The sequence below is a fragment of the Pseudomonas sp. ENNP23 genome (assembly GCF_001728945.1).
GTDB lineage: Bacteria > Pseudomonadota > Gammaproteobacteria > Pseudomonadales > Pseudomonadaceae > Metapseudomonas > Metapseudomonas otitidis.
Genome location: NZ_LYSP01000025.1, coordinates 72646 through 89647 on the forward strand (window position 1 = coordinate 72646; position 17002 = coordinate 89647).

At 65.3% G+C, this 17002-nt stretch carries 17 protein-coding genes, 3 tRNA genes and 2 pseudogenes; 12 read left to right on the plus strand and 10 right to left on the minus strand.

Going from position 1 to position 17002, the window contains the following annotated elements; genetic code table 11:
• Window positions 1–46: 46 nt before the first annotated feature.
• From A9G05_RS15320 to speB, 4 genes and pseudogenes are all read right to left on the minus strand, one after another.
• Window positions 47–1435, minus strand: coding sequence for a sodium:solute symporter (locus A9G05_RS15320; RefSeq protein ID WP_069561796.1), 1389 nt, complete (start codon window positions 1433–1435; stop codon window positions 47–49).
• Window positions 1436–1661: 226 nt separating this feature from the next.
• Window positions 1662–1965 (minus strand): annotated as a pseudogene (locus A9G05_RS28145) (cytosine permease); the annotation flags it as partial.
• 21 nt (window positions 1966–1986) lie between these two features.
• The gene (locus A9G05_RS27295) at window positions 1987–2139 is read right to left on the minus strand and encodes a hypothetical protein (protein ID WP_371850568.1); all 153 of its coding nucleotides are present in this window, start codon (window positions 2137–2139) and stop codon (window positions 1987–1989) included.
• A gap of 1 nt (window position 2140) precedes the next feature.
• Window positions 2141–3100 carry an agmatinase gene (speB, locus tag A9G05_RS15325; RefSeq protein ID WP_069561797.1) on the minus strand — a complete coding sequence of 320 codons (960 nt, stop codon included), beginning with the start codon at window positions 3098–3100 and terminating at the stop codon, window positions 2141–2143.
• Window positions 3101–3382: 282 nt separating this feature from the next.
• Here speB and A9G05_RS15330 point away from each other — a divergent pair, with 282 nt between their 5' ends.
• From A9G05_RS15330 to A9G05_RS15340, 4 genes and pseudogenes are all read left to right on the plus strand, one after another.
• Window positions 3383–4276, plus strand: a complete 894-nt coding sequence (locus tag A9G05_RS15330; protein WP_069561798.1) for a LysR family transcriptional regulator — start codon at window positions 3383–3385, stop codon at window positions 4274–4276.
• A gap of 147 nt (window positions 4277–4423) precedes the next feature.
• Window positions 4424–4735, plus strand: a pseudogene (locus A9G05_RS28480) (PAS domain-containing protein); the annotation flags it as partial.
• 222 nt (window positions 4736–4957) lie between these two features.
• A complete protein-coding gene (locus tag A9G05_RS15335; protein WP_371850569.1) occupies window positions 4958–5989 on the plus strand; it encodes a methyl-accepting chemotaxis protein in 1032 nt (343 codons plus the stop codon).
• 76 nt (window positions 5990–6065) lie between these two features.
• Window positions 6066–6686, plus strand: a complete 621-nt coding sequence (locus tag A9G05_RS15340; protein ID WP_069561800.1) for a tRNA-uridine aminocarboxypropyltransferase — start codon at window positions 6066–6068, stop codon at window positions 6684–6686.
• Here the strand turns inward: A9G05_RS15340 and A9G05_RS15345 are convergent.
• Window positions 6650–7006, minus strand: coding sequence for an antibiotic biosynthesis monooxygenase (locus A9G05_RS15345; protein ID WP_069561801.1), 357 nt, complete (start codon window positions 7004–7006; stop codon window positions 6650–6652). The genes A9G05_RS15340 and A9G05_RS15345 overlap by 37 nt on opposite strands.
• Window positions 7003–7701, minus strand: coding sequence for a CTP synthase (locus tag A9G05_RS15350; RefSeq protein ID WP_069561802.1), 699 nt, complete (start codon window positions 7699–7701; stop codon window positions 7003–7005). The genes A9G05_RS15345 and A9G05_RS15350 overlap by 4 nt, the downstream gene beginning before the upstream one ends.
• A 99-nt stretch (window positions 7702–7800) precedes the next feature.
• On the opposite strand from A9G05_RS15350, the gene A9G05_RS15355 reads away from it, so the two are divergent.
• Complete coding sequence (locus tag A9G05_RS15355; protein WP_256548423.1) at window positions 7801–8688, plus strand: LysR family transcriptional regulator; 888 nt, start codon at window positions 7801–7803, stop codon at window positions 8686–8688.
• On the opposite strand, the gene A9G05_RS28315 is transcribed toward A9G05_RS15355, so the two are convergent.
• Window positions 8621–8803: a PSPA7_2676 family Cys-rich small protein gene (locus A9G05_RS28315; RefSeq protein WP_082078258.1), complete on the minus strand. Its 183-nt coding sequence runs from the start codon at window positions 8801–8803 to the stop codon at window positions 8621–8623. The genes A9G05_RS15355 and A9G05_RS28315 overlap by 68 nt on opposite strands.
• Window positions 8804–8910: 107 nt before the next feature.
• Entirely contained in the window at window positions 8911–9831 is a 921-nt protein-coding gene (locus tag A9G05_RS15360; RefSeq protein WP_069561804.1) for a LysR family transcriptional regulator, read from the minus strand.
• A 112-nt stretch (window positions 9832–9943) separates the two neighbouring features.
• Here A9G05_RS15360 and A9G05_RS15365 point away from each other — a divergent pair, with 112 nt between their 5' ends.
• The 3 genes from A9G05_RS15365 (at window position 9944) to bchE (ending at window position 12802) form a co-directional block, all read left to right on the plus strand.
• The gene (locus tag A9G05_RS15365) at window positions 9944–10702 is read left to right on the plus strand and encodes an SDR family NAD(P)-dependent oxidoreductase (protein WP_069561805.1); all 759 of its coding nucleotides are present in this window, start codon (window positions 9944–9946) and stop codon (window positions 10700–10702) included.
• Between the two features lie 99 nt (window positions 10703–10801).
• Window positions 10802–11146 carry a cupin domain-containing protein gene (locus tag A9G05_RS15370; RefSeq protein ID WP_044408357.1) on the plus strand — a complete coding sequence of 115 codons (345 nt, stop codon included), beginning with the start codon at window positions 10802–10804 and terminating at the stop codon, window positions 11144–11146.
• Between the two features lie 129 nt (window positions 11147–11275).
• Entirely contained in the window at window positions 11276–12802 is a 1527-nt protein-coding gene (bchE, locus tag A9G05_RS15375) for a magnesium-protoporphyrin IX monomethyl ester anaerobic oxidative cyclase (RefSeq protein ID WP_069561806.1), read from the plus strand.
• 327 nt (window positions 12803–13129) lie between these two features.
• On the opposite strand, the gene A9G05_RS15380 is transcribed toward bchE, so the two are convergent.
• Entirely contained in the window at window positions 13130–13786 is a 657-nt protein-coding gene (locus tag A9G05_RS15380; protein ID WP_069561807.1) for a gamma-glutamylcyclotransferase, read from the minus strand.
• Window positions 13787–13933: 147 nt separating this feature from the next.
• Window positions 13934–14788: a bifunctional methylenetetrahydrofolate dehydrogenase/methenyltetrahydrofolate cyclohydrolase FolD gene (folD, locus tag A9G05_RS15385; RefSeq protein WP_044408347.1), complete on the minus strand. Its 855-nt coding sequence runs from the start codon at window positions 14786–14788 to the stop codon at window positions 13934–13936.
• A 273-nt stretch (window positions 14789–15061) separates the two neighbouring features.
• Between folD and A9G05_RS15390 the strand changes: the two genes are divergently transcribed.
• The 4 genes from A9G05_RS15390 (at window position 15062) to A9G05_RS26665 (ending at window position 16795) form a co-directional block, all read left to right on the plus strand.
• Window positions 15062–15138 (plus strand) — tRNA-Arg (locus tag A9G05_RS15390).
• Window positions 15139–15172: 34 nt separating this feature from the next.
• A tRNA-His gene (locus A9G05_RS15395) sits at window positions 15173–15248 on the plus strand.
• Window positions 15249–15303: 55 nt separating this feature from the next.
• Window positions 15304–15388: transfer RNA gene (locus A9G05_RS15400), tRNA-Leu, on the plus strand.
• 306 nt (window positions 15389–15694) lie between these two features.
• Window positions 15695–16795: an acyltransferase gene (locus A9G05_RS26665; RefSeq protein WP_083272593.1), complete on the plus strand. Its 1101-nt coding sequence runs from the start codon at window positions 15695–15697 to the stop codon at window positions 16793–16795.
• The last annotated feature ends 207 nt before the right edge of the window (window positions 16796–17002 follow it).

Here is a 17002-nt window from a genome sequence, read left to right on the forward strand (position 1 = left end):
CGGGCTCAGAAGGGGCGCGGGAGTGGGCCGCGACCCGTCGCGACGATCAGGCCAGGCTGGCGTGGCTGGCCGGGCGACGTGTCACCAGGCTGATGACCACGAAGCTCACCAGACCGACCGCAAGGCTGTAGTAGATCGGGGTGTTGGCGTCCAGGCCGTCCTTGAACATGAAGCCCAGCACGGTGAGGAAGCCCAGGCTCATGCTGGCGATGGCGCCGGCGGTGGTGGCGCGCTTCCAGTAGATGGCACCGATCAGCGGAACCAGCATGCCGCCCACCAGCAGGTTGTAGGCCACGGTCAGGGCGCTGATGACGTCGCTCACCACCAGGGCGATGCCGAGCATGACCACGCCCAGCAGCAGGGTGGCGATGCGGTTTTCATGCACGTCGCCGTTGCCGCTGGTCCGGCCACCGCGCAGCAGCGGCAGCAGGTCCTGGGTGATGGTGGTGGAGGCGGCCAGCAGGCCGGCGCTGGCGGTGGACATCAGCGCGGCCAGGGCGGCGGCGATCACCAGGCCACGGATGCCGTTGGGCAGGCTGTGTTCGACGACGCTGGCGAAGGCGTTGTTGACGTTCTCCAGGTCCGGCAGCAGCACCTTGGCGGCCATGCCGATGAGGGCGCCGGCCAGGCCGTAGAGCACGCAGTAGAGGCCGGCAGCCGTGCCGGCCACCTTGGCCACACCTTCGCTGCGGGCGGTGAACACGCGCTGCCAGATGTCCTGGCCGATGAACATGCCGAAGAAGTAGATCAGGAAGTAGGTGACGATGGTGTCCCAGCCGATGGCGGTGAAATCGAAGTAGCGCGCCGGCAGCTTCTCCACCAGGGCGTTCCAGCCGCCAGCGTCGGCGATGGACATGGGCATCAGCAGGAATACCAGGCCGACGGTCATGATCAGGAACTGCACGATGTCGGTGAGGGTCAGCGACCACATGCCGCCGATGGTGGAGTAGAGCACCACCACGCCGCCGCCGACGAGGATGGCGATCCAGAACGGCAGGCCGAACAGTACCTGCATGACGGTGCCGATGGCGATGGTGGAGGTGGCACCGATCATCAGCGCGTACACCAGCATGATCAAGGCGCTGGATTGGCGGGCGGCCGGGGTGTAGCGGCGCTCCAGTACCTGGGTGACGGTGTAGATCTTCAGTTTCAGCAGCGGTTTGGCCAGGAACAGGCTGAGCCCGACGATGCCCAGGCCGATGGCGCCGCAGAGCCAGAAGCCGGAGATCCCGTGGACGTAGCCCAGGCGCACGGTGCCGATGGTGGAGGCGCCACCGAGCACGGTGGCGGCCATGGTGCCGAGGTAGAAACCCGGGCCGAGGTTGCGTCCGGCGACCAGGTAGTCGTCACGGGTCTTGGCGCGACGCATGCCATACCAGCCGAGTGCCAGCATGCCGGCGACGTAGAGCAGTACGACGAAGATATCCAGGGCCATAAGATCAGCTCTCTCTTTCTCATTGTTGTAGTCCGGACGGGCATCCGGGGAGGTGCGTAGCCGCGCGGTGCTGCAGCGTGGCCGGTCCGTTCATCGCAAGGATCGGGGCCGTCCAGGTCCCGGTGGGTTCAGGGTCAGGCGGCCTCAGCTCGCAGGGGCGCGGCGCTGCGCTTCTTGCGCACCCAGCGCCGTACATTTCGGTCGGCTCGGGGAACGGGTTGGGCCGCGAAAGGAGCCTGCCGACGATCCGCCCGTGGACGCCGGAGTAGGCGCTGGAGAAGACCGCGTTGTTGGTGCCGTTTGGCGAGCCGACCACGATGCCCGGCAGGATGGCCCACACACCGGCCTGGAAGGACAGGCCGAAGACTACGGGGAAGCTGCCGAGCAAGGGGGAGGGCGAAGGTGTTGGCGCTGCCGAAGATCATGCGGAACAGATCGATCGGTCCGGCGTTGTGCTTGTGGTCCGGGACTTGCTCGACCCCGAATACGTCGATGTGCGTCAGGCTGTGTTCATTGTTGTTGTTATGCATGTTCATCTCCCGGGGAGCGCGTCAGGTTGGGGGCAGATGCTCCGGCATGGCCGACAGGCGTTCATGGCAGGCGAGCCATGGGGTGTTTTCTTGTTTTTGGCGGAAGACGATGGTCTTCCGCTCCGGGCTGTCCGCGGTTTCGCCGCCCTCCAGGACCTGGCGGCGGGCGTCCATGTCAGCGACGCTCCACGCCGGGCAGGATGCAGAGCATCTCGTACAGCAGGTTGGCCGCCAGCAGCGAGGTGTTGCCGGTGGTGTCGTAGGGCGGGGAGACCTCCACCAGGTCGCAGCCGATGATGTCCAGGCCCTGGCAGCCACGGATGATCTCCATCGCCTGGATGGTGGTCAGGCCGCCGATCTCCGGGGTGCCGGTGCCGGGCGCCCAGGCCGGGTCGATGCCGTCGATGTCGAAGGACAGGTACACCGGGCCGCCGCCGACCTTCTCGCGCACCTCGGCCATCAGTGGTTCGAGGGACTTGTGCCAGCACTCTTCGGCCTGCACCACGCGGAAGCCCTGCTTGCGGCTCCAGTTGAAGTCCTCGGCGGTGTAGCCCTGGGCGCGCAGGCCGATCTGCACCACGCGGTCGCAATCGAGCAGGTCCTCCTCCACCGCGCGGCGGAAGGTGGTGCCGTGGGCGATCTTCTCGCCGAACATGTGGTCGTTGACGTCGGCGTGGGCGTCGATGTGCACCAGACCCACCTTGCCGTGCTTCTTCCTGATGGCCCGCAGGATCGGCAGGGTGATGGTGTGGTCACCGCCCAGGGTCAGCGGCAGGATGCCGTGGCCGAGGATGCGGTCGTATTCCTGCTCGATGATGCGCACGGCGTCCAGCAGGTTGAAGGTGTTGATGGCGACGTCACCGATGTCGGCCACGTTCAGCGAGTCGAACGGGGCGGCACCGGTGGCCATGTTGTAGGGACGGATCATCACCGACTCGGCGCGGATCTCGCGGGGGCCGAAGCGGGTGCCGGAACGCAGCGAGGTGCCGATGTCCAGCGGCACGCCGACGAAGGCGGCGTCGAGGGCGTCGAGTTCGGCGGGGGTCTGGATGTGGGGAAGGCGAAGCATGGTGGCGATGCCGCCGAAACGGGGCATTTCATTGCCGCCCAGGGGCTGGTGGAGTTTCTTGTCCACGGGGTGGCCTCACGGTTGTTGTGGTTGTCGTGGGGCGGATTCTGGTGAGCGGGTGCCGCGGGAAGAATCCCCACGGGCAAATAATCACTTCAAGGATTTCTAAACTATCCGCAACGGGTAGACTGCGCCGATCTGACGCAGTAGCACCGTTGTGGTGGGAGCGGATTCATCCGCGAAACGCCGCGAAGCGGCGCCTGGCGGCGGATTGGCGGGCCTGTGGCCCGCATCGCGAATGAATTCGCTCCCACGGAGCCCTGTCGTCGATAGTTTTGCCGGAGCCCTATGTCCAACACCCTTCCCGACCTCAAGCTGCTGCGCGTGTTCGCGGCCGTGGTGCGCCACCAGGGCTTCGCTGCCGCGCAGCAGGAGCTGAACCTGTCCACCTCGGCCATCAGCACCTACATGAGCCAGTTGGAGGCGCACCTGGGCATCACCCTGTGCCACCGGGGGCGGGGCGGTTTCAGCCTGACCAGCAAGGGTGAGCTGTTCCACCAGGAGGCGCTGCGCCTGCTGGGCGAGCTGGAAAGCTTCGAGCGCTATTCGGCCTCGCTGAAGGGGGAACTGCGCGGAACGCTCAACCTGGGGGTCCTGGACTCCACCGTCAGCGACCCGGCGTTGCCGCTGGCCGAGGTGATCGGCGCCTACAGCCGCGAACACCCCGGCGTGCACCTGCACCTGTCGGTGATGAGCCCCTACGACCTGCAACTGGGGGTGCTGGACAACCGCCTGGACCTGGCCATCGGCGCCTTTTCCACGCGCATGAACGGTCTGACCTACCAGCCGCTGTATCGCGAGCAGCACTGGTTGTACTGCAGTGACCGGCATCCATTGTTCAGCGACCGGCGCATCCCGGCAGAGGTCATCACCCAGCAGCGCATGGTCGGCCGGGGCTACTGGAGCCAGGCCGAGCTGGCGCGGCATGGCTTCAAGCACAGCGCGGCGACGGTGGAGTCCATGGAGGCGCAACTGATTCTGGTGCTCTCCGGCGCCTACATCGGCTACCTGCCCGAGCACTACGCTCAGCCCTGGGTGGACCAGCAGCGCCTGCGGGCACTCTCGCCGGCGACCTTCGGCTACCAGGCGCCGTTCTCGATGATCCTGCGCCGTGGGCGGGCGCGGGAACCCCTGATCGTCACCTTCCGTGACTTGCTGCGGGCCCAACTGAACTTGCGTTGACCGCTCGTTCATCTTTCGCCCGGAAGGTGTTGAGTCACGTCAAAAGATTCGTACGTTGGTTCTGGCGGCACGCCATCACTGTGCTAGACCCTATTCAAGGGTGATCCGCAAAGCCCGCCGGGTTCCAACTACCAGGGACGTCAACCGATGCGCCAGAACCTTCCCGTGACGCAGCGTGAGCGCACGTTTTCTCCGAGCGAGCGCTTGATCTCTACCACCGATCTCAGCAGCAAGATCACCTACTGCAACGACGCCTTCGTGGAAATCAGTGGATTTTCCCGCGAGGAACTGATTGGCCAACCCCACAACCTCGTGCGCCACCCGGATATGCCGCCGGCGGTGTTCGGGCATATGTGGGACACCCTCAAGCAGGGCAAGCCGTGGATGGGGCTGGTGAAGAACCGCGCCAAGAACGGCGATTTCTACTGGGTCAGCGCCTACGTCACCCCGGTCTACGAGGGGGGCAAGGTGGTGGGGTACGAGTCGGTACGCTCGGTGCCGACCCGTGACCAGGTGCGCCGTGCCGATGCCCTCTATGCGCGGCTGCGGGCGGGCAAGTCGCCGGTGCCCTGGTACGACTACTGGGCCTACGACACCCTCCATTCCTGGCCGCTGATCCTGGCCACGGCGATTGTCCTGGGTGGGCACTACATCGTCACCGGCCCGTGGCTGCTGGTGTTGATGGCCGTGACCATGTTTGCCCTTGCCGCTTACCAGCGCTACGACAAGCGCCAGACGATCCGCCGCACCCTGGCGGAACACCCGAGGGCCTTCACCAGTGGCCTGGTGGCGTTGACCTACTCCACCAACAAGGGTGAGCAGGCGCTGCTGGACATGGCGATGATCAGCGAGGAGGCGCGCCTGCAGACGGCGCTCACCCGGCTGGAGGATGCCGCCAGCGGTGTGCGCACGCGGGCGATGGATTCGTCCCGGCTGGCCACCTCCAGTGCCGACCTGCTGGAGCAGCAGCGCAGCGAGACGGACCAGTCCGCCACTGCCATCAACGAGATGGCCGCCACCATTCTGGAAGTCTCCACCAACGTGCAGAACACCGCCCACGCCGCCGAGGAGGCCGACCGTCTGGCTCAGCAGGGCCGCAGCCTGGCCGGCGAGAGCCTGGAGGCGATGGAGCACATGGCCAACGCGGTCAGCGAGATCGGCAAGGCGGTGAACGAGCTGGCGGAGTCGACCCAGTCCATCGGCAGCGTGGCCGACGTGATCACCTCCATCGCCGAGCAGACCAACCTGCTGGCGCTGAACGCGGCCATCGAAGCGGCACGGGCCGGCGAGCAGGGCCGGGGCTTCGCGGTGGTGGCGGACGAGGTGCGTTCGCTGGCCTCGCGCACCCGCCAGTCCACCGAGCAGATCCACCAGATCATCGCCTCCCTGCGTTCCGGTGCGGACCGTGCGGTGGTCACCGCCAGCCGTGGCCAGGAAATCTCCCGGGACAGCGTCGGCAGCGTCGAGGCCGTGCGCGAGGCGCTGGAGGGGATCAGCAGTGCGGTCACGCGCATCACCGGCATGAGCCAGCAGATGGCCGCCGCTGCCGAGGAGCAGACCCAGGTGGCGGACGACATCAGCCGGCAGATCACCCGCATCGCCCAGCTTTCCGATAACAGCACCAACCAGGCCCTGGAAGGGGCCCAGATCAGCCAGGACCTGGAGCACATGGCCGAGTACCTGCACAGCCTGGCCGAACGCTTCAACCGCTGATTCCACACGCAGGGTGCCAGTGGACGGCACTCACCGGGCTCGGAGCCCGCCTGCGGCTGTGGCAGAATCCGCGCCCATGTCACGCCCCCAATGCCCCCGTTGCCAACGCCCCGAACGCCTGTGCCTGTGCCCGCTGATCCCGCGGCTGGACAGCCGCACCCGTGTGCTCGTGTTGCAGCACCCAAGCGAGGCCGGGCATGCCCTGAATACCGCGCGCTTCGCTGCCCTCGGGCTGTTGCAGGCGGAGCTGTGGGTAGGCGAGGTATTCGCGGAACTGCCGGCGCGCCTGGCCGACCCCGAGGTGGACGCGCGGCTGCTGTTCCCCGGCGAGGATGCCCGGGTGCTGCCGGCGGGGCTGGTGGGTACGCCCCGCCCGCTGCTGCTGGTGGTGCCTGACGGCACCTGGCGCAAGGCGCGCAAGCTGCTGCACCTCAACCCGGCGCTGGCCGCGATGCCCCGGGTGACGCTGCCCGAGGGCGAGCCCTCCCGCTATCGCCTGCGCAAGGCGCCGGGCCCCGGTGCGTTGTCCACCCTGGAGGCCATCACCCGCGCGCTGGAGCTGCTGGAGCCCGCCACCTGCTTCGAGGCGCTGCTGCACCCGTTCGAGGCACTGATCGAGGGGCAGATATCCGCCATGGGGGCAGAGACCTACCAGCGCAATCACGCCGGGGCCGGGCCTTCCGCCGCGAAGCCGTAGCTGCGCTCCACCCGTGCGACGCGCACCTCGAACCGGCTGTACCACTGCGTGCGCCCCTTGGCCTGGGCTTCGCGGTGAGGCGCGTTCTGCTTCCAGGCGAGGATGTCCGCCTTGCTGCGCCAATAGGAAAGGGTGATGCCCAGGCCCTGGGCATCCCGTACCGACTCCACCCCGAGGAAACCCGGCTGCCGACGCGCGCGCTCCGCCATGTGTTCGGTCATGGCGACGTAGCCGTCGTCACCCTCGGTACGTTGCGAGATGAACATCACCACGTAGTAGGGCGGTTCGGGCAGCCGTGCCCGTGGCGTGGCGGCGCTCATGCCGCGCAGCTCCGCAGGAAGGCCTGCACCAGGGGCGCCGGCCGCTCGGCCAGGGCGGCGCGCTCGGGCTGGAAGAGGGTGGCGACGAAGAACGGGTGGCTATCCAGTTCCACCGCGCGCAGGGCACCGTCACTGCCGTGTGCGGAAGCGCTGAGCCCGGCGCTCAGCAAGGCCGGTTGAAGGTCCGGGTTGACGCCATAGCGGCAGTGGTAGCCCTCGAAGGCCATGGCGTTGCCGTAGGCGCTGGCGAGCCGGGAGCCGGGTGCCAGGTGGATGGCCTCGATGCATTCCACCAGGGCACAACTGAGCGGCGAGACCACCGCCAGGCCGGCGTCTGGGTCGGTCTCGGCGTGGGCCGCTTCCACCCAGCCGAGCACGTTGCGGGCGTGTTCCAGCACCGCGTGCTGGAAGCCGCCGCAGGTGCCGAGGAACGGCAGCCCGCTGACCCGCGCATGGCGGATGCCGCGCAGGGCGCCCTCGGTGTCGGCGTAGGGGCTGCCGGGCACGCACCAGAGCCCGTGATGGCCGGCGAGGTGGCGGGGCTCCAGGCCCTGGGTGCCGATCCACTCGGCGCGTACGCGGATGCCGAGGCGCTCCGCGGCGTCCTCCAGTGCCAGGGGGATGGCGCGGTGGGCGGTGATGGCGGGGTCGTGTTCGCCCAGCAGGGCGATGTGCAGGGGGGCGGTGCCGATCATGTCCGATCCTTGTCGAGGGGCCTTGTGTCAGGCAGGACGGACTATATTCTTGCGTTTCAGCACGCAGAATAGGCATTCGTACCGATGAAGATTGCACCGATGCAATACAGGCTGGCCCAGGACGACCTGGCACTGGTGCTCGCGCTGGTGCGCGGCGGCAGCCTGGCGCGGGCCGCCGAACTGCTGCGGGTGGACGTCTCCACGGTATTCCGTGCCATCCGCCGTTTGGAGCAGGCCCTGGGCAGCGAACTGTTCCAGAAGGGGCGTGGCGGCTACGTGCCCGGCGCGGCGGCGCGGCTGCTGGCGGAACAGGCCGAGCGGGCGGAACAGGCCCTGGAGGTGGCGCAACTGGCTCTGGAACAGGGGCGCGAGGTGCTCAGCGGGACGGTACGGCTGACCTGCACGGACACGGTGCTGCAGGGCCTGGTGCTGCCGGTGCTGGCGCGCTTCATGCCGGCCTATCCGGCGTTGCGCCTGGAGCTGGCCACCTCCAACGACTTCGCCAACCTCAGCCGGCGCGACGCCGACATCGCCGTGCGCCTGACCCGCTCACCGCCGCAGCACCTGGTGGGCCGCTGCCTGGGCGAGGTGCCCTACGTGGTCTGTGCCAGCCCGGCCTACCTGGCGAGCCAGGCCGGCAGCGACCCGGCGCAGATGGCCTGGATCGCCCCGGACGACTTCCTGCCCGACCACGCCAGCGTGGCCTGGCGTCGCCAGCGCTTCCCGGCGCTGGTGCCGGCCTACCGTTGCAACAGCATGCTCTCGGTGGCCGAGCTGGCCCGCGCCGGGCTGGGGGTGGCGGTGCTGCCGCGCTTCCTGCTGGATGAGTGCCTGCAGCCGCTGGACCTGCCGGCCGAGGGCTGCGGCAGCGCCCTGTGGCTGCTGACACGGCCTGAGTGCCGGGGGCTGCGGGCGGTGGTCACGTTGTTCGACGAGCTGGCTCGGCACCTGCGGCTGTCGCCAGATGAGGCGGATCGGCCCGTTTGACGTAACGGTGGCTGCCACAGCGTTGGCAGCGCTGGCAGAGCATCGGCTCGGCGCCGACTTCGGTTTCGTAGCCGTCCGTCCAGACGCAGCCGAGCAGGAAACAGTGCAGTCGCATGGAACCTCCCGGGGCAGGGCCCCCGTCGATGATCAGGCGTGACGCGGCGTTGTTGGGGTTGTATGCCGTGCCCGGGAGACTCGCGGAGGTGCTCTAGAATCGACAACCTAAACCGGTGAACGGTGTGCGCGGCCGTCGAGATGGGGTGCCAGCAGGCCGTCGAGCCAGTCCATGAAGGCACGTACCCGCCGGGGTTGCAGGCGGTGGGCATAGAGCAGGTTCAGCGGCAGCGGCGGGGCGCTCAGTTGTGGCAGCACTTCCACCAGTTCGCCGCTGGCCAGCAGCTCGGTCAGGCCCAGGCGCGGGGCCTGGATGATGCCGAGGCCGCCCAGGCAGGCGCCTTCGTAGGCATCGGTGCTGTTCACCGTGAGGCAGCCGCCCATGGGCAGGCGCACCAGGCACCCTTCCTGCTGATAATCGAAGCCGGCCGGTCGCGCGCCGAGCACCGGCTGGTAGTGCACCAGGTGGTGCCGGGCCAGGTCTTCCGCTGTCTGCGGCGTGCCGTGGCGGGCGAGGTAGGCGGGGCTGGCGCAGTTGACCAGGGGTAGTTGGCCAAGTGTGCGGGCGATCAGGCTCGGGTCCATCAGTTCGCCCACCCGCAGGACGCAGTCGAAGCCTTCCCGCACCAGGTCGACGCGGCGGTCGGTGCAGCTCAGCTCCATTTCGAGGGCCGGGTGGGCGTGGAGGAACTCGGCCAGGCGTGGCATCACCCACTGACGAGCGATGCGGTTGGGCAGGTCCACCCGCAGACGGCCGGCCAGGGCGGCGGCGCCTTCACGGAACATGCCTTCGAGATCGTCTACCTGGGCCAGCAAGGACTGGCTGCGTTCGTAGAGTGCGAGGCCGTCCTGGGTGGCGCGGACCTGGCGCGTGGTGCGCTGCAGCAGGCGCACGCCCAGCCGCTGTTCCAGCGCCTGCACCTGTTCGGAGACGCTGGAGCGGGGCAGGCCGAGGCTGGCGCTGGCCTGGGTGAAGCTCGACAGTTCGGTGACGCGCATGAAAGTGCGCAGCAGGTCGAGGGTGTCCATGGCGGTGTTCTCTGTTCGTGGATGGCGATCAGTATGTGCGGTTTTGCGGTATTTATCGGATCAATCGCGAACAATAGCCTGGAGTCCTTTCCACCCACCGGAGGACTTCACCATGACTCGCAAGATCGTGCTCATCACTGGCGCCAGCCGCGGCCTGGGCCGCAACGCGGCTCTGCAACTCGCCACACGGGGCTTCGACCTGATCGGTACCTACCATTCGCGCCAGGACGAGGCCCAGGCCGTTGCCGATGAAGTGGCGCGCCTGGGTGGGCGGGCCGAGATGCTGCAGTTGGATGTGGGGGCTGTGTCCGGCTTCCCCGCGTTCGCCCGCCAGGTGGCCGAATGCCTGGAGCAGCGCTTTGACGGGGCGCGCCTGTATGCGTTGGTGAACAACGCCGGCATTGGCATCCACGCCCCCTGCGCGGAGACCACCGAGGCGCAGTTCGACCAGTTGCTGAGCATCCAGTTGAAAGGGCCGTTCTTCCTCACTCAGCACCTGCTGCCGCTGATTGCCGACGGTGGGCGCATCCTCAACCTGTCCACCGGCCTGGCCCGCTTCTGCCTGCCGGGGTACGGCGCCTACGCGGCGATGAAGGGTGGCGTGGAGGTCTGGACCCGCTACCTGGCCCGGGAGCTGGGGCCGCGTGGCATCCGTGTGAATGTGCTGGCGCCGGGCGCCATCGAGACGGACTTCGGCGGCGGGGTGGTGCGCGACAACGCCGAGGTGAATGCCTTCGTGGCTTCCAACACCGCACTGGGGCGGGTCGGCCTGCCGGACGACATCGGCCAGGCGGTCGCCTTGCTGCTGGCGGACGAGGCGGGCTGGATCACCGGCCAGCGGATCGAGGCCTCGGGTGGCATGTTCCTCTGACGGCTGCGCTTCTGGACAGGCGGGGGGCGGTATCAGACAAGCCGACAGGGGGCGGGGGCCCTAGGGTGGACATTCGATTCCCCACTGCCTGGAGTGCTCATGTCCGATTTCATCACTGTCCTGCGTGAAACCTGCCCGACGCCCGTGCTCGACGCCACCAAGTGGAAGCGCATCGGCGGCGACCCGCACACCGTGAACCTGAACGCCTACACCTCTGCCGATGGCAGCAAGATCATGGGCACCTGGATCTGCACCCCCGGCAAGTTCGAGGTGAACTACGAGAAGTGGGAGTACTGCCACTTCCTCGATGGCTACTGCATCATCACGCCGGAAGGGGAGGCGCCGGTGCACCTGCGGGCCGGTGATGTGTTCGTCATCGAGCCCGGCCTGAAGGGCACCTGGGAGGTGGTGGAGACGGTGCGCAAGTACTTCGTCTTCGCCTGATCCACCGGGCCGGACGCGCCCCGCGTCCGGCCTCCACACAATCGCCACGCAATGCCCACACCACCTCCCTGCGCCGTTCACAGGCGCGCGCGATAACACCCGCATCTTCTTCCGACGCTGGGTGTTCCCATGGATGTACTGCTGCTCAACCCGCCCCACACCGCCATCGGCAGCCGCATGCCCCGCGAGCATCTGCCGCCCCTCGGCCTGCTCAGCGTGGGCGGCCCGTTGCTGGACGCGGGCTTTGCCGTGCGCCTGCTGGATGCCGACCGCGAGGGGCTGGCGCTGCCTGCCATCGTCGCGCGAGTGGTGGACCTGGCGCCGGCGGTGGTGATGCTGGGGCACTCCGGCTCCAGTTCGGCCCACGTGACGGTGGTGGCGATCTGCCGGGCGCTGAAGGCAGTGCTGCCGGGGCTGCGCATCGTCTATGGCGGGGTGCACCCGACCTATCACTGGGACGAGATCCTCCGGGAGGTGGAGGCGATCGACCTGATCGTGCGCGGTGAGGGCGAGCAGACGGCGCTGTCGCTGATGCAGGCCCTAGCGGCTGAGCAGCCTCTGGATACGGTGCCGGGTATCGCCCTGCGAGTAGCCGGGGTGCCACAGGCTACGGCGGATGCGCCGATACTGCGCAACCTGGATGACTACCGGGTGGGCTGGGAGCTGATCGACCACGCGGACTACAGCTACTGGGGTGGCAAGCGGGCGGTGGTGGTGCAGTTTTCCCGGGGGTGCCCGCACCTGTGCAACTACTGCGGGCAGCGGGGCTTCTGGACGCGCTGGCGCCATCGCGATCCGGTGCGGCTGGCCCGTGAGCTGGCCTGGCTGCACCGGGAGAAGGGGGTGGAGCTGGTGAACTTCGCCGACGAGCTGCCCACCGGCTCACGCAAGGCCTGGCGGGCCTTTCTCGAAGCGCTGATCGCCGAGCAGGTGCCGTTGTTGCTGGTGGGGTCCACCCGTGCCGGGGATATCGTGCGCGATGCGGACATCCTCCACCTGTATCGCCAGGCGGGGGTGATCCGCTTTCTGCTGGGGATCGAGAGCTACGACGAGGCGACCCTGAAGGCCATCCGCAAGGGCGCGACGCCCAAGGAGGACCAGCAGGCGATACGCCTGTTGCGCCAGCACGGCATCGTGTCGATGGCGACCTATGTGGTGGGGTTCCAGGAGGAGCGGGACGGCGACTACTGGCGCTCGTTCCGCCACCTGCTGCGCTACGACCCGGACCAGATCCAGCTGCTGTACGTCACGCCGCACCGCTGGACGCCGTTCTACGCGCTGGCCGAGACGCGGGAGGTGATCCAGGCCGACACCCGCCGCTGGGACTACAAGCACCAGGTGCTGGCGGTGCAGCAGGTGCCGGCGTGGCGGGTGTTCCTCTGGTTCAAGCTGATCGAGCTGGGGATGCAGGCCCGGCCGAAGGCGCTCTGGCGGGTGCTGTTCCACCGGGATGCCGAGGTGCGCCACGCCATGCGCTGGTACACGCGCATCGGCAGGCGGGTCTGGTTCCACGAGGTGGCGGAATTCTTCCTGGGGCCGCGCTTGCTCCGGCGCGGGCCGACGCTCAAGGCATTTCTCGGGGAGTCGCTGGCCGAGCGGGAGTACGTGCTGGATGTGCGCAAGCGGGCTGCGGCGGAGCCTGTGGAGGTGCGTTGACGGGGTGGCAAAAAGAGGCCGCCGCGAGGCTGGTCCTGAGGTCGAACGGGTGGAGGGCGGGACCTGGGCAGTGTCGGAGGACCCACGCTGGCCGGCGTGCTCGATGAAGGCGATGAGGTACAGGCGCTCGCGGGGGGAAGGCGGCGCCAAGGGCGCCCAGGGCCAGGAGGTGGGGTGCGTGTGGTGAAGAGGTTGTTTTTATAACGGCAGCCACGACGGAACGCATCGGGTATTCGCTCGAGCGGTTCTTGCCAGCAATGGCGCGGGCTGGAGCAGGTTATTCGAGCGCTGCGTCGATCGCTATAGATTTGCGTGCATAGCGATTGGTCAGTCGAAATCTAGGTGAGATTGCTTACTGCAGCGCAGGAGGGCGGACTCCAGGCGGCGATCGGGCATGGTGTGGGCGCGCAGGCTGTTGACGGTCTGCTCGACGTAGTCGCGCGTGGTGCCGTAATGGCCGCAGGCACGGGCGAAGACCTGGGTGAGGACGTGATCCGGCAGGGCGCCGGCGTAGCAGGCGAAGTTGCGCCGCAGGACGAAGCCGAGGGCCTGAACGCGCCGGCCGTCTTCGAGGCGACAGTCCAGCCAGCGCGGCTGGTAGGCGGCATCGGGCATCTCCCGCTGCCAGAGTGCGAACAGGTGGCGTTCGAGGTGTTCGTCAGGCAGGCGGTAGGCGAAGCCGGAGCAGGAGCCGCCTCGATCGAGGCCGAGCACGAGGCCGGGGGCATCGGGGGTGCCCCGGTGAATCTGCGACCACAGATAGAGGCCGCGGTGGTAGCCGTGGATGCGCGCGCGGCTGCGTTCTACAGCGGGGCATTCCGGGCGCCAGATGAGCGAGCCGTAGGCGAACAGCCAGACGGGGCCGCCCTTGTGCTGGGCCATGGTGGCGTCGAGAGAGGCCTGGAGCTCGCCGGCGGTGAGGTGAACCGGCTGGTCGAGCTGGGGCGGGTAGGGGGCTGGCGGGGCGTCGGGGCGGCCGGGCATGCGTGGATGGTCTCGGTGGTGCGGTGGAGCAGTACGGGTTCCGTTTTAGCAGGCCGGGAAGTGGAGGTGGAATGACGTTCGTCAGCTTTCTTTGTGCCAAACGAAGAACGGCACCCCTGGGGTGCCGTTCGGTGCCTTGCTCTCGCGTCAGTCGTGCAGGTGCTCGGCGGCGTGCAGGGTGTTTTCCAGCAGGCAGGCACGTGTCATGGGGCCAACACCGCCGGGGACCGGGGTGATCCAGCTGGCGCGCTGCAGGGCGGGCTCGTACTCGACGTCGCCGACCAGCTTGCCGTCTTCCTGGCGGTTGATGCCGACGTCGATGACGATCGCGCCTTCCTTGATCCATTCACCTTTCACCAGGCCGGGCTTACCGGCGGCGACCACCACCAGGTCGGCACGGCCGACGTGGCCGGCGAGGTCCTTGGTGAAACGGTGGGTTACGGTGACGGTGCAGCCGGCGAGCAGCAGTTCGAGGGCCATGGGGCGGCCGACGATGTTGGAGGCGCCGACGACCACCGCGTCCATGCCATAGAGGTCTGCGCCGGTGCTTTCCAGGAGGGTCATGATGCCCTTCGGGGTGCAGGGGCGCAGCAGCGGGATGCGCTGGGCGAGGCGGCCGATGTTGTAGGGGTGGAAGCCGTCCACGTCCTTGTCCGGGCTGATGCGCTCCAGCAGCAGGGAGGCGTCGAGGTGCGCGGGCAGAGGTAGCTGGACCAGGATGCCGTCGATGGCCGGGTCCTGGTTCAGGCGGTCGATCAGGGCGAGCAGTTCGTCCTGGCGGGTGCTGGCGGGCAGGTCATGGGCCTGGGAAATGAAACCGACTTCCTCGCAGTCCTTGCGCTTGTGCGCGACATAGACTTGCGAGGCGGGATCGCTGCCCACCAGGATCACGGCCAGGCCGGGAATACGCAGTCCTTGCTGGCGGCGTTCAGCTACTCGCTGGGCTATCTGCTGGCGGAGGCGGGCGGCGATCGTTTTGCCGTCGATCAGTTGTGCGGTCATGACGCGTGATTAACCATTAGGAAGGAGCGAAAAAGGGCGCGTATTCTCGCATGGCGTGCCTGCGGGGCAAAGGCGGCTGCCGGGCATTTTCCCGTAACCCCTTTATCTTTCTAAATTTTTTTCATTTTTTTGTTGACGGGTAGTGGGGGCAGCTATAACATGCGCCCCGCTTGTCGAGCACAGCCACTAGCTGGGTAAGACGGCAAACGTAGAAGTCTCAAGGCTTCTGCTGAAGCCGAAAGCTTCGAAGAGTCTGCTCCGGTAGATGATCGAGCGCCCGTAGCTCAGCTGGATAGAGCATCCGCCTTCTAAGCGGATGGTCGCAGGTTCGAGTCCTGCCGGGCGTGCCATTTGGCAGTCTTGGCGCAAGCAAAGTGAAATATGGTGGGCGTAGCTCAGTTGGTAGAGCACAGGATTGTGGCTCCTGGTGTCGTGGGTTCGATTCCCATCGTCCACCCCATATTCTGCGAAGACGCCAGGCCAAGTGCCTGGCGTTTTCGTTTCTAGCGTCGAATGCGGACGTGGTGAAATTGGTAGACACACCAGATTTAGGTTCTGGCGCCGCAAGGTGTGAGAGTTCGAGTCTCTCCGTCCGCACCATTTAGGTAGCCTTTCGTAAAGGCTCTACTCCTTTATCTCTCCAGAGGTAGACTTTTGGGCAGGAGTGGCGAAATTAGAAGGCAACCTTAAGAGGTTGCTTTTTCGTTTATGGGCTCGTCTTAAATGGTATATCTCTTTAGCTGTCATTCGGCAGTAGTGCTCTTGGTGTTCTGCGATCTAGCGGTCTCATCGGTTGTTTGAGTTAATGACGTTCTCTCGCTGGTGTTTGCTTGCGGTGGCTGTCTCTTGGTGCACTAGAGTTTTCGTTGGAAGTGCGGGGATGTTCGATCTCGTGGAGCGCTTATAATGTTTCCCCTAAAAAAATCTTATGGTGATACAGATTTCATAACTGGGATGAGGGCAGTTGCCGCGCTGGCGGTAATGCTTGTTCACTCTGGGGGTGCTGGGTTAAGAAGTTTTGGTGAGATTGGCAACGCTTTCGTGGATCTCGGGCGAGCAGGCGTCATGGCTTTTTTTGTTATATCTGGGTTTAGTGTGGCGCAATCCTATTACAGTTCCTCCGGGTATTTTGGCTATTTAAATAAGAGACTTTGGCGTGTGGCGCCTCTTTATTATTTTTGGTTGCTGGTTGCGATTGTTTTTTCAGTTTCTGCAGTGGGCTGGCAGCAGCATTTTTCGGTTGGAATTGATTTTTATAACGTGCTGATGCATTTGAGCTTTCTTAGTGTTTTTGATTATAGGGTTACAAACACTATTTTGGGTGTGGAGTGGTCAATATCTATTGAGGTTTTCTGGTATTTTTGGGTTCCTTTGTTGTTGTTGGTTAGCAATAGAAAGATCTTGTTTTTTTTGCTTGTTCTACTAAGTGCCAAAATTAATTTCAAATCTGTGGCCATTGCAGAGAAGCTGCCGCTGCCTTCTGATGATGCATTGTTGGCCTGGAATTGGAGTCCGTGGCCCTATTTGTACACCTTTTGTCTTGGTATAGCTGCTTACAAGCTCAGGCCGCATCTGCCGAAGACTAATTTCATTGCTAATTTTGTTTTTCTTGCCTGTTTTGCTTTAGTTGTGGCGTATTTGGTAAGTCCGGAGTTGCTGAGGAGGTTGGTTCGAGATGGCTTTAATATGATTGTTGTAGTTACTTTCTTTATGCTTGTTTTCGGTACGCAAAAAAGTACCATGTTTAGATTTTTTTTGGCAAATAGGTTTGCGCTTTTTTTTGGGGTGATTAGTTATGGGTTGTATCTGTCGCATGTTCCGATAATTTCATTTTTATCTTTCAATTATCGTGAGTTGGCTGAAAGGGTGGAGTTGCTGTTTTTTGTGGTTTTATTGATTGGTTGTTTGATTTCTGTTTTGACATTTTACTTGATAGAGCGACCGGGGCAGCAGTTTGGGCAGTGGATTAGCGAATCGCCATCCTTCAAAAGATTGTGGGGTCGTTGAGGCTTTATAAAACGACGGTTTTTCTGTTTTGGGTGGTGCGGCGTGTGCTGGATTAATGGGTGATTAGGGATGGTCTGAAAAAGACTTCCTGATTTTGGCAGAATGCCCGAATTCCACTCGCCGAGTTTCCCGATGAAGCAGATGACCTTCGCCGACGCCGAGTACGCCGGTAAACGCAAGCAGACCCGCAAGGAATTGTTCCTGATC

Excerpts from the sequence above, each read along its gene's own strand:
- A9G05_RS15370 (WP_044408357.1), top strand. The coding sequence starts at position 10,802 with ATGTCCGATTTCATCACTGTCCTGCGTGAAACCTGCCCGACGCCCGTG.
- A9G05_RS15335 (WP_371850569.1), top strand. The coding sequence starts at position 4,958 with ATGGCCGTGACCATGTTTGCCCTTGCCGCTTACCAGCGCTACGACAAG.
- A9G05_RS15340 (WP_069561800.1), top strand. The coding sequence starts at position 6,066 with ATGTCACGCCCCCAATGCCCCCGTTGCCAACGCCCCGAACGCCTGTGC.
- A9G05_RS27295 (WP_371850568.1), bottom strand. The coding sequence starts at position 2,139 with ATGGACGCCCGCCGCCAGGTCCTGGAGGGCGGCGAAACCGCGGACAGC.
- A9G05_RS15355 (WP_256548423.1), top strand. The coding sequence starts at position 7,801 with ATGCAATACAGGCTGGCCCAGGACGACCTGGCACTGGTGCTCGCGCTG.
- A9G05_RS28315 (WP_082078258.1), bottom strand. The coding sequence starts at position 8,803 with ATGCGACTGCACTGTTTCCTGCTCGGCTGCGTCTGGACGGACGGCTAC.
- A9G05_RS26665 (WP_083272593.1), top strand. The coding sequence starts at position 15,695 with ATGTTTCCCCTAAAAAAATCTTATGGTGATACAGATTTCATAACTGGG.
- A9G05_RS15345 (WP_069561801.1), bottom strand. The coding sequence starts at position 7,006 with ATGAGCGCCGCCACGCCACGGGCACGGCTGCCCGAACCGCCCTACTAC.
- folD (WP_044408347.1), bottom strand. The coding sequence starts at position 14,788 with ATGACCGCACAACTGATCGACGGCAAAACGATCGCCGCCCGCCTCCGC.
- A9G05_RS15380 (WP_069561807.1), bottom strand. The coding sequence starts at position 13,786 with ATGCCCGGCCGCCCCGACGCCCCGCCAGCCCCCTACCCGCCCCAGCTC.
- A9G05_RS15365 (WP_069561805.1), top strand. The coding sequence starts at position 9,944 with ATGACTCGCAAGATCGTGCTCATCACTGGCGCCAGCCGCGGCCTGGGC.
- A9G05_RS15320 (WP_069561796.1), bottom strand. The coding sequence starts at position 1,435 with ATGGCCCTGGATATCTTCGTCGTACTGCTCTACGTCGCCGGCATGCTG.
- A9G05_RS15350 (WP_069561802.1), bottom strand. The coding sequence starts at position 7,701 with ATGATCGGCACCGCCCCCCTGCACATCGCCCTGCTGGGCGAACACGAC.
- A9G05_RS15360 (WP_069561804.1), bottom strand. The coding sequence starts at position 9,831 with ATGGACACCCTCGACCTGCTGCGCACTTTCATGCGCGTCACCGAACTG.
- A9G05_RS15330 (WP_069561798.1), top strand. The coding sequence starts at position 3,383 with ATGTCCAACACCCTTCCCGACCTCAAGCTGCTGCGCGTGTTCGCGGCC.
- bchE (WP_069561806.1), top strand. The coding sequence starts at position 11,276 with ATGGATGTACTGCTGCTCAACCCGCCCCACACCGCCATCGGCAGCCGC.